14 protein-coding genes are annotated in these 14,376 nt (G+C 64.2%); 6 read left to right on the top strand and 8 right to left on the bottom strand.

The annotated features are described in order from the left end of the window. The first annotated feature begins 71 nt into the window (after positions 1-71). Positions 72-1,904: an aq_1923 C-terminal domain gene (locus QP803_RS07040; RefSeq protein ID WP_284947073.1), complete on the top strand. Its 1,833-nt coding sequence runs from the start codon at positions 72-74 to the stop codon at positions 1,902-1,904. Between the two features lie 70 nt (positions 1,905-1,974). Here QP803_RS07040 and QP803_RS07035 read toward each other — a convergent pair whose 3' ends face one another. The 4 genes from QP803_RS07035 to QP803_RS07020 are packed head-to-tail and all read right to left on the bottom strand — an operon-like array spanning position 1,975 to position 5,995. After that, positions 1,975-2,868: a flavin reductase gene (locus QP803_RS07035; protein WP_284947072.1), complete on the bottom strand. Its 894-nt coding sequence runs from the start codon at positions 2,866-2,868 to the stop codon at positions 1,975-1,977. Beyond that, on the bottom strand, positions 2,868-4,790 hold the full coding sequence (gene dxs, locus QP803_RS07030) for a 1-deoxy-D-xylulose-5-phosphate synthase (RefSeq protein WP_284947071.1): 1,923 nt from the start codon (positions 4,788-4,790) through the stop codon (positions 2,868-2,870). The genes QP803_RS07035 and dxs overlap by 1 nt, the downstream gene beginning before the upstream one ends. A gap of 5 nt (positions 4,791-4,795) precedes the next feature. After that, on the bottom strand, positions 4,796-5,707 hold the full coding sequence (locus QP803_RS07025) for a polyprenyl synthetase family protein (RefSeq protein ID WP_434082894.1): 912 nt from the start codon (positions 5,705-5,707) through the stop codon (positions 4,796-4,798). 27 nt (positions 5,708-5,734) lie between these two features. After that, positions 5,735-5,995 carry an exodeoxyribonuclease VII small subunit gene (locus QP803_RS07020; RefSeq protein WP_284947069.1) on the bottom strand — a complete coding sequence of 87 codons (261 nt, stop codon included), beginning with the start codon at positions 5,993-5,995 and terminating at the stop codon, positions 5,735-5,737. A gap of 188 nt (positions 5,996-6,183) precedes the next feature. Between QP803_RS07020 and QP803_RS07015 the strand changes: the two genes are divergently transcribed. Both QP803_RS07015 and QP803_RS07010 read left to right on the top strand, forming a co-directional pair. Then, positions 6,184-6,429, top strand: a complete 246-nt coding sequence (locus QP803_RS07015) for a FitA-like ribbon-helix-helix domain-containing protein (RefSeq protein ID WP_284947068.1) — start codon at positions 6,184-6,186, stop codon at positions 6,427-6,429. Positions 6,430-6,441: 12 nt separating this feature from the next. Further along, complete coding sequence (locus QP803_RS07010; RefSeq protein WP_284947067.1) at positions 6,442-6,867, top strand: type II toxin-antitoxin system VapC family toxin; 426 nt, start codon at positions 6,442-6,444, stop codon at positions 6,865-6,867. On the opposite strand, the gene QP803_RS07005 is transcribed toward QP803_RS07010, so the two are convergent. Genes QP803_RS07005 through QP803_RS06995 form a run of 3 tightly spaced genes read right to left on the bottom strand, consistent with a single transcriptional unit; the run spans position 6,862 to position 9,539 of the window. Beyond that, complete coding sequence (locus tag QP803_RS07005) at positions 6,862-8,205, bottom strand: ATP-binding protein (protein WP_284947066.1); 1,344 nt, start codon at positions 8,203-8,205, stop codon at positions 6,862-6,864. The two genes, QP803_RS07010 and QP803_RS07005, sit on opposite strands and share 6 nt — an antisense overlap. A 60-nt stretch (positions 8,206-8,265) precedes the next feature. Next, the gene (locus tag QP803_RS07000) at positions 8,266-9,000 is read right to left on the bottom strand and encodes a response regulator (protein WP_284947065.1); all 735 of its coding nucleotides are present in this window, start codon (positions 8,998-9,000) and stop codon (positions 8,266-8,268) included. Then, entirely contained in the window at positions 8,997-9,539 is a 543-nt protein-coding gene (locus QP803_RS06995; RefSeq protein ID WP_284947064.1) for a MarR family winged helix-turn-helix transcriptional regulator, read from the bottom strand. Before QP803_RS06995 ends, QP803_RS07000 begins: the two co-directional genes overlap by 4 nt. 92 nt (positions 9,540-9,631) lie before the next feature. Between QP803_RS06995 and QP803_RS06990 the strand changes: the two genes are divergently transcribed. Together QP803_RS06990 and QP803_RS06985 are read left to right on the top strand one after the other, a co-directional pair. After that, a complete protein-coding gene (locus QP803_RS06990) occupies positions 9,632-10,531 on the top strand; it encodes a branched-chain amino acid aminotransferase (protein ID WP_284947063.1) in 900 nt (299 codons plus the stop codon). Between the two features lie 17 nt (positions 10,532-10,548). Beyond that, positions 10,549-12,879 carry an FdhF/YdeP family oxidoreductase gene (locus QP803_RS06985; RefSeq protein ID WP_284947062.1) on the top strand — a complete coding sequence of 777 codons (2,331 nt, stop codon included), beginning with the start codon at positions 10,549-10,551 and terminating at the stop codon, positions 12,877-12,879. On the opposite strand, the gene QP803_RS06980 is transcribed toward QP803_RS06985, so the two are convergent. Next, positions 12,830-13,807 carry a YihY/virulence factor BrkB family protein gene (locus QP803_RS06980; protein WP_284947061.1) on the bottom strand — a complete coding sequence of 326 codons (978 nt, stop codon included), beginning with the start codon at positions 13,805-13,807 and terminating at the stop codon, positions 12,830-12,832. The two genes, QP803_RS06985 and QP803_RS06980, sit on opposite strands and share 50 nt — an antisense overlap. Before the next feature lie 396 nt (positions 13,808-14,203). Here QP803_RS06980 and QP803_RS06975 point away from each other — a divergent pair, with 396 nt between their 5' ends. After that, a complete protein-coding gene (locus QP803_RS06975; RefSeq protein ID WP_284947060.1) occupies positions 14,204-14,374 on the top strand; it encodes a DUF2283 domain-containing protein in 171 nt (56 codons plus the stop codon). Positions 14,375-14,376 lie beyond the last annotated feature (2 nt).

Below are 14,376 nucleotides of genomic sequence, written 5' to 3'. Positions count from 1 at the left end.
GTCATGCGCCTGCCCTTGCGTTGGCTACCCTCTCCGGTTGAGAAGGGCCCTTGTCCCAAGGGAGCGTCCTTATGCCTAAAGCAAAAAAAATCGTTATCGGCGCGGCGGTGGTGGTTGTTCTCGTCGTAGCCGGTGCCGGCGGCGCCCAGGTCTGGGCGCAGAATGAGGCGCGCACGCGCCTGGATGCCATGCTCGCCAAACTGCCCACAGGCGTCACCGGCCGTTACACCAACGTTCAGTACAACCTGTTCACGAGCACCTTGCGGCTCGACGGCCTCGTCATTACGCAGGATGGAAAACCCACCGTCGCCATCGATCAGACGGTCCTGCACCACGTCTCCGGCGACGGCACACAGGCAAATCCCTATCGTGCGGACAGGCTGCGTATGGTCGGCATGACCTCCCATCATGATGCGCATACGCTGAAGGTCGCGACGTTCGAGGCGCAGGCCATCGCTCTTCTGGCACCTGGCGTGCCGGCGCCGGATGGAACTCCCGCCTGGCTCGTGACACCGTATGGAACGCCCCTGAGCGGCGACACCGCTGTTGCCAATGGATTAGCGGACGATGAGGGCGACACGCTCGCCACGGTGTCGGCCGTCGGCTATCACGCGGGCCACCTCGATAACGTCGTCGCCGCCGATTTCGAGGATACGGAGGGCCACCGCATTGCAGCGGCCTCCGGTTCCGCGATCGATCTGGATGGTCTCGACCGCGTCTTCAATGCCGCGCGCTATACGCCCGGCGCGCCGACTTGGCCGAACCCCCGCCCCCTCATCGGCCATGCCGAGATCAGCGGCATCGTGGAGCAGAGCAAAGGAGGCACGGGCGACACACTCGGTCGCCTGTCCATGGATGCCTTCGCGGCACGGCCCTTCGCATCATCCCCGACGGATGCGCACGCGGATACGATTGATTTTTGGTACGATGCCGCGAGCGCCATCAGCTTGGGATCGGTCCATTTGTCGGGTCTGAGCGGCACGACAACCGGGCCCAAGTCGGTGGTTGCGCTGAACGACTTGGTCGCGAAGACCTATACTGCGGGCACATTGGCGAGTTTCTCCTTCGACGGCCTTTCCCTCTCGGGTTCTGACGGTGAGAAGGCCACCTTTGGCCATTTCGATCTGAACGGATTGAACCTCGCCAGCCTGCTGCATAACCCCACCACAGGCTCGCTGTGGAGTGCGATGACGGCCGCAGACGATGGCTCATTGCGTCTCGATACCCTCCATCTCTCGAACCTCACTGTCACGCCGAAGGAGGGTGGCACGGTGAAACTCGACTCCTTGTCGGAAGCCGTGTCGGCAGGATCGCCTGTGCTGACCACCGTCACGATGCGTGGTCTCGCCATTCCGGCGGACACCCTGTCGCTTGCAAGCAAGCCGCTCAAATCGATGGGCGTCGATACCCTGACGCTCGATTTGGATGAGGCTCTTACCTTCGACCCAGTCAGCGATACCGCAACGATCCAACAGGCGAAACTAACGGCCCGCACCCTCGGCACCGTCACCCTGGCGGGCAAGCTTGCCAATCTTCCCAAGGGTAAGGGCATGACGTCGGCCGATGAAATGCTCGCAGCCTTGACCAAGATCGCTGTGGCGAGCTTTCAGGTCTCCTTCACGAACGACACGCTGGTGCAGCGTCTCATCGCTCTGCAGGCGAGCGAGTCCGGCAAGACGACGGCCGACGTGATCAGCATGGCCAAGCTCGGGGCATCCTTCGTCGCCTCGACACTGGTGCCGGATCAGGCGGATGCCGGTGAGCAGATCTCGGCCTTCATCGACAATCCGAAGACCGTGACCATCACCGCCACGCCGGCGGTTCCGGTGCCGCTTGCAGATTTCGAAGGGCAACAGCTGACGGAGAGCCAGAAGGCGCTGAACCTGCACCTGACGGCGGAGTAGCGCTCAGACGCGCACATTTAAAAGTCGTCACCCGCGCAGTTGATGCGCGGGTGACGACTTAAAGGTATCGCTACTCCACCCGAGCCAGAAACCGCCGCAGCAGGGCGATTTCATGCCCTGTCAGCGCCTGAAGTGCTGCGGCTTCCGCAGCACTCACGCGCTCGACCAAGGCCGCCACGGCGGCGCGACCGACATCGGTAAGAGACACCGCGTCGTCCGTGTGCAGAACGAGGTCACGCGCCGCCAGATCTTCCAACATCACCTCGGTCGCGGTTTCGCTGGTCGGCCCCATCAAAGCCTCCAGGTCCGCAACCCCGTGCGGTCCCTCGGCCAAAAACCGCAGCACCTGGAATTCCTCGGTCGCCAAGCCGGACGCGGCGATGTCGTCCGACACCCGCGCGTCGAGTTTGGATTGCGCCCCGGCCAGCAGATCCCCCAGAAGCGGTGCCCCCCCACCGACCGCCGCTGGCGCTTCGTTCTTGACGAAAACGCCGTAACGGCCGCCGTGGAAAGCCAGCGGGGCATGGCCATCATGGTCGAATTCATCGACCTCGCCGACTAGAATCATGTGATCGCCGCCTTCGTGGCGATAGGCGGTGCGACACTGGAACCGCGCGGCGCAGCCGGGAATGAGCGGAATGCCACCGGCACCGCGCTCCACCGTCACGCCGTCGAACTTGGTGTCGCTGCTGCGGGCGAACTTGCCCGACAGCGCCTCCTGATCCATCGCCAGAACATGCACGGCGAAATGCTCCGCCGCCATGAAGGCGTCGAGACTGCTGGAGTTCTTGCCCAGGCTCCACAGAATCATCGGCGGATCGAGGGACACCGAGTTGAAGCTATTGGCGGTGACGCCGACATCGCGGCCATCGGGCGAGCGCGTGGTGATGATCGTCACACCCGTCGCGAAAGACCCGAGCGCGTTTCGGAACTGGCGGGTCTTGTCGCTGATGGTCGAAGACATCAGGCGCGCACCGCAGAGGTTCCGGCGGCAATACCGAGAGCGGAGAGAGCCGTCGCCACGATGTCCTTGGCCGTCAGCCCGGCCTCGATCGACTGGCCGGAAGGCGTGTTGTGGTCGATCATTTTGTCGGGGATCGTCATCGGCCGCATCTTCACGCCGCCGTCGAGCAAGCCGGCAAGCGCCATGTAATGCATCACGGCGGAGCCGAAGCCACCGGACACATTGTCTTCGATGGTGATCAGCACTTCATGATGCCGCGCGAGCTGGGTGATCAATGCGGTGTCGAGGGGCTTGGCGAAGCGGGCATCCGCGACCGTCGTGCTCAAGCCGCGTCCGGCGAGTTCGTCGGCCGCCTTCAGCGCCTCCTGCAAGCGGGGGCCGAGCGCCAGAATGGCGACCTTGGAGCCTTCGCGAATGATCCGGCCGCGCCCGATTTCGAGCACGGTGCCGCGCTTGGGCAGTTCGAGCCCAAGCCCCTCACCGCGCGGAAAGCGGAAGGCGCTGGGTCGATCGTCAATCTGGGCGGCGGTTGCCACCATATGCATCAGCTCGACTTCATCGGACGGCGCCATCAGCACGATGCCCGGCAGACAGCCCATGAAGCAAAGATCGTAGACGCCGGCATGGGTATGGCCGTCGGCACCGACCATTCCGGCACGGTCCATGGCGAAGCGCACCGGCAGATGCTGGATGGCCACGTCATGCACGACCTGATCATAGGCGCGCTGCAGGAAGGTGGAGTAGATCGCCACGAAGGGCTTCATGCCCTCGGTCGCCATGCCGGCGGCGAAGGTCACGCCATGCTGCTCGGCAATGCCCACGTCGAAGGTGCGCTCGGGGAAGCGCTTGCCAAAGCTGTCCAGCCCCGTGCCGGTCGGCATGGCGGCGGTGACCGCGACCACGCGGTCATCGGCCTCGGCCTCGGCGATCAGCGCATTGGCGAAGACCTTGGTATAGCTCGGCGGTCCCGGCGGGGCCTTGGTCTGCTCACCGGTGATGACATTGAAGCGGGTGACGCCGTGGTATTTGTCGGCGCTGGCTTCGGCCGGGGCATAGCCCTTGCCCTTCTGCGTCACGACATGAAGCAGTACCGGGCCGCCTTCCTCATGGTCGCGCAGATTGCGCAGGATCGGCAGTAGATGGTCCATGTTATGGCCGTCGATCGGGCCGACATAGTAGAAGCCCAGTTCCTCGAACAAGGTGCCGCCGGTCAAGATACCGCGCGCATATTCCTCGGCGCGCTTGGCCGTCCGCTCGATGGAGCGCGGGAAGCGCTTGGCCATTCGGGAGGCGAGATCGCGCAGGTTGAGGAAGGACTGGGAGGAGATCAGCCGCGACAGATAGGCGCTCATCGCGCCCACGGGCGGCGCGATGGACATGTCGTTATCATTGAGGATGACGATCAAGCGGCTTTTCATCGAGCCCGCGTTATTCATCGCCTCATAGGCCATGCCGGCACTCATCGCGCCGTCACCGATCACGCAAATGATCTGCTGCTCGTTGTTCTCACCCTTGAGGTCGCGGGCGACGGCCATGCCGAGGCCGGCCGAGATAGAGGTCGAGGAATGGGCGGCACCGAAGGGGTCGTATTCGCTCTCGCTGCGGCGGGTGAAGCCCGACAGGCCACCCGGCTGGCGCAGGGTGCGGATACGATCCCGCCGTCCGGTCAGGATCTTATGCGGGTAGGCCTGATGACCGACATCCCAGATCAGCCGGTCCGTCGGCGTATCGAACACGGCATGGATCGCGACCGTCAGCTCGATCACGCCGAGGGCGGCGCCGAGATGGCCGCCGGTGACGGAGACGGTGTCGACGACCTCGGCGCGAAGTTCCTCGGCGATCTGGGCAAGCTGCTCGTTGGAGAAGTTACGAAGATCGGAGGGGATATGAACGCGATCGAGCAGCGGCGTATGCGGGGGCATCGGTATCAACTCCGTCTCGAAACCACGAAATCAGTCAGGGCGACCAGATGCGCGGCGCGGTCACCGAAACTCGCGAGGTAATTGGCAGCCTGAGCCGCGAGCATCGCCGCATGGGCGCGCGCCTGCTCCAGGCCCATGATCGACACCATGGTGGCCTTGCCGGCGGCAGCATCTTTGCCGGCGGTCTTGCCGATCTCTTCCTCGGTGCCCTCGGCATCGAGAATGTCGTCGGCAATCTGGAAGGCGGCGCCGAGATCGCGGCCGAACGCCGCGATATGATGGCGCTGCTGCGGCGGCGCGCGGCCGAGAATCGCACCGGCCTCGGCACTGTATTGGATGAGGCGCCCGGTCTTAAGGGCCTGAAGGCGCGTCACTTCCGGCGCCGAAAGCTGGGTCCCTTCCGAGACCATGTCGATCATCTGGCCGCCGACCATGCCGCGTGCGCCGGCCGCCGCACCCAGCGCCGCCACCAACTCGCAGCGCGCCTGCGAATCGGAATGGGTGTCGCTGTCGACCAGAACTTCGAAAGCGCGGGTCAGCAGGGCATCGCCGGCAAGGATCGCCGTCGCCTCGTCAAAGGCGCGGTGGCAACTCGGCTGACCACGGCGCAGGTCGTCATCGTCCATTGCCGGCAGATCGTCATGAACCAGAGAATAGGCGTGGAGCATTTCCACCGATGCCGCGACGCGCGCGGCACAGGCCGGCGCGACCGAAAAGAGGCTTGCCGTTTCCATGACGAGGAACCCACGCAGCCGCTTGCCACCGCCAAGCACGGCATAGCGCATGGCCTCGATCAGCCGCTTCTCCTGCCCGTCCGGCAGGGGAAGAAGCACATCCAGCGCGTGCTCGACTTCTCGGGCGCGCCGTTTGAGGGCTTCGGTCAGGGCGGTTCGGGTATCGCTCGCGACGAGGTTCATGCTCATTCCGTTTACTCGAACGCCACTCTACTCGATCGGCCGCGTGCTGAGCGCGCCGTCCGCGCGCTCGACAATCGCCTGAATTCGGGTCTCGGCCTCGGCAAGTTTGGACTCGCAGTGACGGCGGAGGGCGCTTCCGCGTTCAAAGGCGGTGATCGCCTCCTCCAGCTTCTGCTGGCCACTTTCCAGGCCACGGACGATCTTTTCCAGCTCAGTGAGAGCGTCCTCGAACGAGAGGGCCGATACATCCGCAGGTCCGGCCGCGTTGGGCGCAAGGGAAGCGGACATCAGACAACACTCCAAGGCGCGCGAGGCCAGCATCTCAACATGACCCATCTCGTAACCCTTTTGGACCCGAGGCGCCAACCCCTGACTGCGTGATAGGGCCCAGGCGGCGGCCCAAGCCCCAATGTATGATCTTGCTCTTGATGCCATCAATGCTTAAAAATACATCATTGATGGCAGAAGGCCGTTGAATGGCAAGCATTACGATTCGAAATCTGGACGAGCCCTTGAAGGCGCGGTTGCGCGTTCAAGCCGCAGTGCATGGTCGCTCAATGGAGGAGGAAGCCCGCGATATATTACGGGCCAATCTGAACACTGAGCCCACCTCGCCCGTGGCGCTCGGCACGGCCCTCAATGCTTTGTTTAAGCCTCTCGGTGGCCTCGATCTTCCAGACGTTACCCGTGAGCCGATGCGCGAGCCGCCATCCTTTGACTAGCCGATACAGAGCGTGATCATTCTTGATACGAACGTGATTTCGGAAGTCATGAAAGACGAACCGAATCCGATCGTGCTCGGCTGGCTCAATGCGATGCCGCCTGCCAGCCTCTTTGTGGCATCCGTGTCACAGGCCGAGTTGTTATATGGAATAGCGCTCTTGCCTGCGGGAAAGCGACGCGGCGACCTGCTTCACGCCGCCAGCATAGCCTTCAACAGACATTTCCGGGGGCGTGTTCTTCCCTTCGACAATGATGCCGCTCACGCCTATGCGGAACTAGCCTCTACCCGCAGACAGGCCGGTCGGCCGATGACCCCATTTGACGCACAGATCGCCGCGATTGCACGATCACGTGGCGCAGAGCTTGCGACACGCAACGTCCCTGACTTCGACGGCTGCGGGATCGTCGTGATCAATCCATGGAGCCTGACGTCATAGCGGCAAACGGATCGTCGCGCGCAGGCCACCGAGCGGACTGTCGCTCAGCGTGATCTCTCCGCCATGGGCGCGCACAATATCGCGCGCAATGCTCAGGCCGAGCCCGGTGCCGCCGCCCGGCAAGCCGGGGTGCGCCCCGCTTTCGAAGGGTCGAAACACACTCTCCCGCCGCGACTCGGGAATGCCGGGCCCATCGTCATCCACCGTGACATTGACCGCGTTCTGGCCATGGAGCGCGACGCCGATCGTGACATGCACGGCATGACGCCGGCCGTTATCGACCAGGTTGGTGATCGCGCGGCGCATCGCATCGGCCCGCAGCGGTAAAACGAGGTCTGACGCACCGTGCAGCGAGATTTTGGTCCCTGCCCGCCGAGCCCGCGCCACAATCTCCTCCAGCATCGCCGACAGATCAGTGGGCGTCGTCGTCTCCGCCCCCTCGCCCCGCGCGAAGGCAAGGTAGCCCGCGATCATCCGCTCCATCTCCTCCACATCCGCCGTCATGTCGGCCACATCGGGGGCGAGTTGAGGCCCGGTCGGAAGCATCGCCAGCGTTAGGCGCAGGCGTGTCAGCGGCGTGCGCAAATCATGGGACACGCCGGCGAGCATATCCGTGCGCTGGGCGACGAACCGCACCACACGCTCCTGCATCCGGTTGAAGGCGATCGCGGCACGCCGCACCTCCCGCGCGCCTTCAGGCTGAATGGGGCCACGGTCACGGCCCATGCCGAAGGTTTCGGCCGCGCGCGCCAGACGGCGGATGCCCCGCACCTGAACCCGCAAGAACAGCACCGCAATGATGATCAGCAGGATCGAGGTGCCCACGACCCAGCTCACGAAGATATACATCGTGCCCGCATAGAGGCGCTTGCGGGGTACCGCGACGTCCACAACGCCATTGGGCAATTGCATCTGGATGAGCACAGAGTCCGGATCGGACACCCAGTCCATCTGGAACGGCAAGCTGAGATGCTGGCGCAGCGCCTCGGCCAGATCGTCATCCTGGGGACCGAGGACGTTGATCTCGCGCCGCGGAACCATCTTCCGCCCCGGATCGAAGGTCATATGCAAGTCGAACTGCCGCGCCACATCATTGGTGATGCGCCATTGCGTTGCGGGGTCCGGGCTACGGGCGATGACATCCAGGCTGAAGGCGATCTCGCCCGCGATGCTGAAGGCGAAACGGCGGGAGATGATGCCCAGATGACTGCCGTAGAAGACCTGAAGCGTCACCGCTTCCAGCAGCAGGATCGGCAGCAGGATGATCAGCAGGCTGCGCGCGAACAGGCCGCGCGGCAGAAATTTCCGGAACAAACGCTCGGGCGCCGCTAACGACATACCTAACGCCGGTCGATGGGAGGTGAAGCCACGACCGTCATCCGATTTCTGCGTGCCGCGTCATACACCTGGCTTGAGAACATAGCCGCGCCCACGCACGGTGTGCAGAAAGCGCGGCTCGCGCGAATCACGCTCGATCTTGCGCCGCAGCCGGGTCACCTGGACGTCGATCGCGCGCTCGCCGGGCTCATCCATACCCAGGGCGAGTGCGATTTCCTCTCGCGACAGAATCTGGTTCGGCTTGCGGGCGAGCGCCGTCAGCAGCGCCACCTCCCCACCCGTCAGGCGCATCGGTCCGGCAGCATTGCGGAGTTCGCCGCGCGCCGGGTCGAATTCCGCGTCGCCGAGGCGTACGGGACCGATATCCGCGGTTGCGACGGCACCGACACTCCCGGCCCGTCGCAGCAGGGCGCGCACGCGCAGCACCAACTCGTAGGGGTCGAAGGGCTTGCCGAGGTAATCATCGGCGCCGGCCTCGAAACCCGCGATGCGATCCTCCGGCGCGCCCCGGGCCGTCAGCAACAGCACCGGCAGTTCCGGGTCCCCGTTGCGCCGCAGGTCATCGACCAGCTCCAACCCCGTCTCGCCCGGCATGGTGACATCGAGGATCATCAAATCCGGCCGCAGCGACCGCAGGCTCAGTCGCGCCTCGGCCGCGTCAGCGGCGGCCGTGACGCGAAAGCCGTGATCGGTCAGATACCGCACCAGAAGGCGCCGCAGCCGCTCATCGTCATCGACGACCAGGACATGAGCATGAAGCGTGGCATCATCAGGCAGGGGCGGTGTTCCGCTCATGCCGATCGTGCGCGCGGCTCCCGCGCGGACGCCTCCATGGCAGCGAGATGGGACTGCCCGGCGTCATCCGTCAGCGCGCGTAGCACGCGCTTGAAGCCTTCTACCGAGGGGCCGCCGGCTTCGCGATACGCCCGCAGCAGAACATCCCGCTGCCGCTCGAACAACCGGCGCTCCAGCGCGAGCCCCTTGGGCGTGAGGCTCAGCAGCCGCTGCCGCCGATCGGCGCGGCCGGGCGACTGGGCGACATAGCCCTGATCCATCAGCGTCGTGAGAACGCGCGACAGGCTCTGTTTGGTGATGCCGAGGATGGCGAGAAGGTCGCTGACATTCATGCCGGGCACGCGGCCGATGAAATGCAGCGCCCGATGATGCGCCCGCCCAAGCTCCAGCCCTTCCAGCACTTCATCCGCCGATCGGGTGAAATCGCGATAGGCGAAGAACAGCATATCCTGCGCCAATCTGATCTCCTCCTCCCGCAGGAACAGAAGACCGGCACCCGCGCTCGAGGTTGATGGCGTGCTGGGGGGCATAGCTGACATACGATTGTTTTAAGGCAGCTTCATTGACTTAACAAGCAAGACGATCATAACCTTGGGCCATTCGACGCAACAATATTTCGGAAACAACAGCTATGGCGCTCGTTCCTTTCGATGACCGCGACGGCATGATCTGGTGGAATGGCGCCCTTCGCCCCTGGCGCGACGCCAAATTGCATGTCCTCAGCCATGGGCTGCATTACGGCAGCGCCGTCTTCGAGGGTGAGCGTGCTTATGGCGGCAATATCTTCAAGCTGCGCGAACACAGCGAGCGGCTGAAGAACTCGGCCAAGCTTCTGGGCTACGAAGTGCCCTACACGGTCGCCGAAATCGACGAGGCCTGTAAGACGACGCTGCAAGCCAATGGCTTGACCGATGCCTATATCCGGCCAATCGCCTGGCGCGGGTCCGAGCAATTGGCCGTTTCCGCCAAGCTCACCACCATCAATCTCGCCGTGGCCGTCTGGGCCTGGCCAAACCTCTTCGGCAATGACCGCATGAAGGGCGTGCGCCTTGGCCATGCGGCCTGGAAGCGCCCGCATCCCGAAACGGCGCCGACGGCGTCCAAGGCTGCCGGCCTCTATATGATCGGCACCATGTCCAAGCATCAGGCCGAGGACCAGGGCTTTGACGACGCCCTGATGCTCGACTGGCGCGGCCATGTCTCCGAAGCGACGGGCGCCAATATCTTCTTCGTCATGGACGGGGAACTGCATACGCCGACACCGGATTGCTTCCTGGACGGCATCACCCGCCGCACCGTGATGTCCATCGCGCGCCGCCACCAGATGAAGGTGGTCGAGCGCACGATCATGCCGGAAGAGATGGCCAACGCCTCGGAAGTGTTCCTCGCCGGCACCGCCGCCGAAGTGACGCCGGTGCGCCAGATCGGGGATCTGCATTTCAGCCCCGGCCCGATCACTGAGCGGCTGCTGCGCGACTATGAGGCGCTGGTCATGATGTCACCTGAGAAGGTCGCGTCGCTCGCGGCCTGAGACTGACGATTAAGTTTATGAAGAAGACGATGACGGCCAGCGGGATCGAAACCTATACCGGTCCCGCTGGCGGCTGGGGTGCCTTGAAGGCCGTGGCGCGCGCGCTGCGGGGCCAGATGGACCTCAACAGCGGCGGGCGCCTGCTGCTCCAGAACAACCAGCCGGATGGTTTCGACTGTCCCGGCTGCGCCTGGCCCGACCCCAAGCACACCTCGACCTTCGAGTTCTGCGAAAACGGTGCCAAGGCGGTCAGTTGGGAAGCGACCAAGAAGCGCGCCACGCCTGAGGTTTTCGCGACCCATACCGTGTCCGAGCTGCTGGGCTGGAGCGACCATGAGATCGAAGATCTCGGCCGCCTCACCCATCCCATGATCTATGACGCGGCCTCGGATACCTATGTGCCGATCGCCTGGGATGAGGCTTTCCGCCGCATTGCGACGGCGCTCAACGCCCTGCCTGACCCCAATATGGCGGAGTTCTATACCTCCGGCCGTGCCTCCAACGAGGCCGCCTTCCTCTATCAGTTGTTCGTCCGCGCCTATGGCACCAACAACTTCCCCGATTGCTCGAACATGTGCCACGAGGCGACCAGCGTCGGTCTGCCCCAGTCCATCGGCATCGGCAAAGGCACCGTCTCGCTTGAAGACTTCGACCATGCGGACGCCATTTTCTCGATCGGCCACAACCCCGGCACCAACCATCCGCGCATGATGACGACGCTGCGCGAAGTGGCGAAGCGTGGCGGCGCCATCCTGGTCTTCAATCCGCTGAAGGAACGCGCGCTGGAGCGTTTCGCCTCCCCGCAGGATGCGGTGGAGATGGCCACCTTCCGGTCCACGCCTATCGCCAGCGACTATTATCAGGTCAAGGTCGGCGGTGACGCCGCAGCCCTCAAGGGCATCATGAAGGCGGTGCTGGAGCGGGACGCGGCCGACCTCGCGGCCGGCGGCGCGGGCCTGCTGGACCGCCCCTTCATCGCCGAACACACCAACGGCTTCGAAGCCTTGCGGGACGATCTGGTCGCGACTGCCTGGGCCGATATTGAACACGCGTCGGGGCTTTCCCGCGCCTCGCTGGATGAAGCGGCCGGCGTCTATTGCGCCGCGAAGTCCGTCATCGTGGCCTATGGCATGGGCGTCACCCAGCATCGGCGCGGCACCGAAAATGTGCAGCAAATCGCGAACCTTCTCCTGCTGCGCGGGAATATCGGCCGGCCTGGCGCCGGCATCTGCCCGCTGCGCGGCCATTCGAATGTGCAAGGTGACCGCACCGTGGGCATCGACGAGCGGGCGCCCAAGGCGCTGCTCGCCGGCATCAAGCGCGTCTTCGGCTTCGATCCGCCAGCGGCGCATGGCCATGGCGCCATCGAGGCGGTGCAGGCGATGGCGGAGGGTCGGTCGAAGGTCATGATCGCCCTCGGCGGCAACCTTGCCGTCGCCATGTCCGACCCGACCGTCACCTTTGCGGCGCTGCGGAAGCTCGATCTCGCGGCGCATATCGCGACCAAGCCGAACCGGTCCCACCTGCTGCTCGCCCGCGAGAATATTCTGCTGCCCTGCCTCGGCCGCACGGAATTGGACGCCCAGGCGAACGGACCGCAATCCGTCACCGTCGAGGATTCGATGTCGATGGTGCATGCCTCGAAAGGTCGGTTGCCGCCGCCGTCCCCTGAGGTCCGGTCAGAGCCCGCCATCGTCGCCGGCATCGCGCATGCCGTGCTGGGCGACCGCTACGGCATCGACTGGAACGGCTATGTCGCGGATTACGACCGCATTCGCGAGTCCATCGCCGCCGTGCTGCCGGCCTTCGCCGCCTATAACGAGCGCATCAGCGAACCGGGCGGCTTCCGCCTGCCGCTAGCCGCCGCCGAGCGAAAGTGGCTTACGCCTTCGGGGAAAGCGGAGTTCCTGCTGCATCCCGGACTGGCGGAAGACCCCCGCATGGACGATCCGGCAGTGCTGACGCTCACCACGCTGCGCAGCCACGACCAATATAATACGACGATCTATGGCCTGGATGACCGCTACCGGGGCGTGTTCGGGCGACGGGATGTGGTGTTTCTGAACGCGGAGGATCTCACGGCGCGCGGCCTAGCAGCCGGTGACGTCGTGGATATCGCAGCCGAGCCGGAGATCGGACGGGCTGCGGGCGCCGTGCTGCGCGGCATGACGGTGGTCGCCTATGATATCCCGCGCGGCTCGGCTGCGGCCTATTATCCGGAAGCCAATGTGCTCGTGTCCCTGGCGCATCACGACAGCCGCAGCGGCACACCCTCCTACAAGTCGGTGCCTGTGCGCATCACTCGGGCTTCGAAGGGTCCGGTTCCTTCGGGGGCACTGGTTGCATGATCGGCTGCATAATCGGCTGAGGCCGAAAGCGGTTCCAGAAACCCCGCCCTGGCGTGACCGGTCTGCGGCTGCCGTGCCGATAGGCATAGACCTTGGTGAACTCGGCCCCGAGCAGGAAAATCTGGGCGGAGTAATAGACCCAGAGCAGCAGCACCACGAGCGCGCTCGCCGCGCCATAGGATGACCCGACGCTGCTGCTGCCGATGTAGCGGGCGATGATGGTCTTGCCGATCGTATAGAGCAGCGCGGTGAAGACCGAGCCGATGAAGACGTCCCGCCACTCGATCCGCTTGTCCGGCAGCACCTTATAGACCGCGCCGAACAGCACGGTGGTGACACAGAAGGACACCAGGAAATTCACGATCCGCAGCAGAGAACTTGCGCCAGGCACCACCTGATCGATGTGATTCCAGGCGGCGCTGATCGCGGCACTGATCGCGAGCGTCACCAGCATGAGGAATCCGAGCGTTACGATCAGGCCCAAGCTTTGCGCCCGCGCCTTCAGCATGCGCGTCACGGTGCCATGGGCGGAGGGATCGGCCTTCCAGATGGCATTGAGGGAACTTTGCAGCTCCCCGAAGACGCCGCTCGCCGTCACGAGCAGCATGACAATGGAAACAACGGTCGCGATGATGCCGGATTTCTTGTTCGACGCACTTTGGATCATCGATTGCACCAGCCCCGCCGCATCTGGCCCCAGCATGCCCTTGAGCTTGCCGAACAACACGCCGCGCGCGGCATCCTCCCCAAACACGAAGCCCGCGATCGCAATCACCACCAGCAGGATGGGTGCGAGGGAGAAGATGGTGAAATAGGCGATGGAGGCGCCTCGGCTGAGGCAGTTATCCTCCATGAAGCCATTGATCGTGTCCTTGGTCATCTGCCAGCCGGCGAAGGCCCGCTTGCTATGTCCGGTCCAAAACGCCATGCGCCCCGGCTTCCCCTCGTGATTACCGATGCGACATGAGGGTGAACCGGCGCGCTTCAAGACAAGGCGGTGTCAGGCGGGTGCGTCCGCAGGCACCACGGCGCGGCCGATGACGCTTCGCCTATCAGCGCTACCACGCGTGAAAGTAGGGCGGAAAAACGCAGCGTATTCCGCCAACGCACCTTCTCAAAGGGATTGCCGGCGTAGTGTGTCGCCTCACTTGCCGGAGGCGCTGGCATGGCCGAGCGAGCCCTCAGCATGACCTGGGTCAAGCGGATGATTGCGACTCCCGACTGGAACGACCTCGATCCGCGTTATCCCGAACGCTCCCGATCCTACCTTGACCGCAATGCGCTGAAAGCGAGGCGCCCATGATCAGGACCAGCTACGACCCTGTTGCCGACGCCATGTTCATTTGCTCCTGAAGGCGCGACCACCGTCGAAACGGCCGAGATCGCACCAGGCATCATGTTCGACTATGACGCTGCGGGCAAAGTGATCGGCATCGAGGTTTTGGACGTCGGCAGCCGCGTGACCCAGAACGCCCTCAGCATCGCCGCAGAATAGGA

Origin of the sequence: Acidisoma sp. PAMC 29798, from assembly GCF_030252425.1 — a bacterium.
Classification (GTDB): Bacteria; Pseudomonadota; Alphaproteobacteria; order Acetobacterales; family Acetobacteraceae; genus Acidisoma; species Acidisoma cladoniae.
The sequence above is the reverse complement of the archived record's forward strand: the minus strand, read 5'-3'. Positions and strand labels throughout refer to the sequence as shown.

What these genes read in the sequence shown, in the direction of transcription:
- QP803_RS06995 (WP_284947064.1), bottom strand. Translation starts at nt 9,539, where the DNA reads ATGTCAGCTATGCCCCCCAGCACGCCATCAACCTCGAGCGCGGGTGCC.
- QP803_RS07020 (WP_284947069.1), bottom strand. Translation starts at nt 5,995, where the DNA reads ATGTCCGCTTCCCTTGCGCCCAACGCGGCCGGACCTGCGGATGTATCG.
- dxs (WP_284947071.1), bottom strand. Translation starts at nt 4,790, where the DNA reads ATGCCCCCGCATACGCCGCTGCTCGATCGCGTTCATATCCCCTCCGAT.
- QP803_RS07005 (WP_284947066.1), bottom strand. Translation starts at nt 8,205, where the DNA reads ATGTCGTTAGCGGCGCCCGAGCGTTTGTTCCGGAAATTTCTGCCGCGC.
- QP803_RS06990 (WP_284947063.1), top strand. Translation starts at nt 9,632, where the DNA reads ATGGCGCTCGTTCCTTTCGATGACCGCGACGGCATGATCTGGTGGAAT.
- QP803_RS07025 (WP_434082894.1), bottom strand. Translation starts at nt 5,707, where the DNA reads ATGAACCTCGTCGCGAGCGATACCCGAACCGCCCTGACCGAAGCCCTC.
- QP803_RS06980 (WP_284947061.1), bottom strand. Translation starts at nt 13,807, where the DNA reads ATGGCGTTTTGGACCGGACATAGCAAGCGGGCCTTCGCCGGCTGGCAG.
- QP803_RS07035 (WP_284947072.1), bottom strand. Translation starts at nt 2,868, where the DNA reads ATGTCTTCGACCATCAGCGACAAGACCCGCCAGTTCCGAAACGCGCTC.
- QP803_RS07000 (WP_284947065.1), bottom strand. Translation starts at nt 9,000, where the DNA reads ATGAGCGGAACACCGCCCCTGCCTGATGATGCCACGCTTCATGCTCAT.
- QP803_RS07040 (WP_284947073.1), top strand. Translation starts at nt 72, where the DNA reads ATGCCTAAAGCAAAAAAAATCGTTATCGGCGCGGCGGTGGTGGTTGTT.
- QP803_RS06985 (WP_284947062.1), top strand. Translation starts at nt 10,549, where the DNA reads ATGAAGAAGACGATGACGGCCAGCGGGATCGAAACCTATACCGGTCCC.
- QP803_RS07015 (WP_284947068.1), top strand. Translation starts at nt 6,184, where the DNA reads ATGGCAAGCATTACGATTCGAAATCTGGACGAGCCCTTGAAGGCGCGG.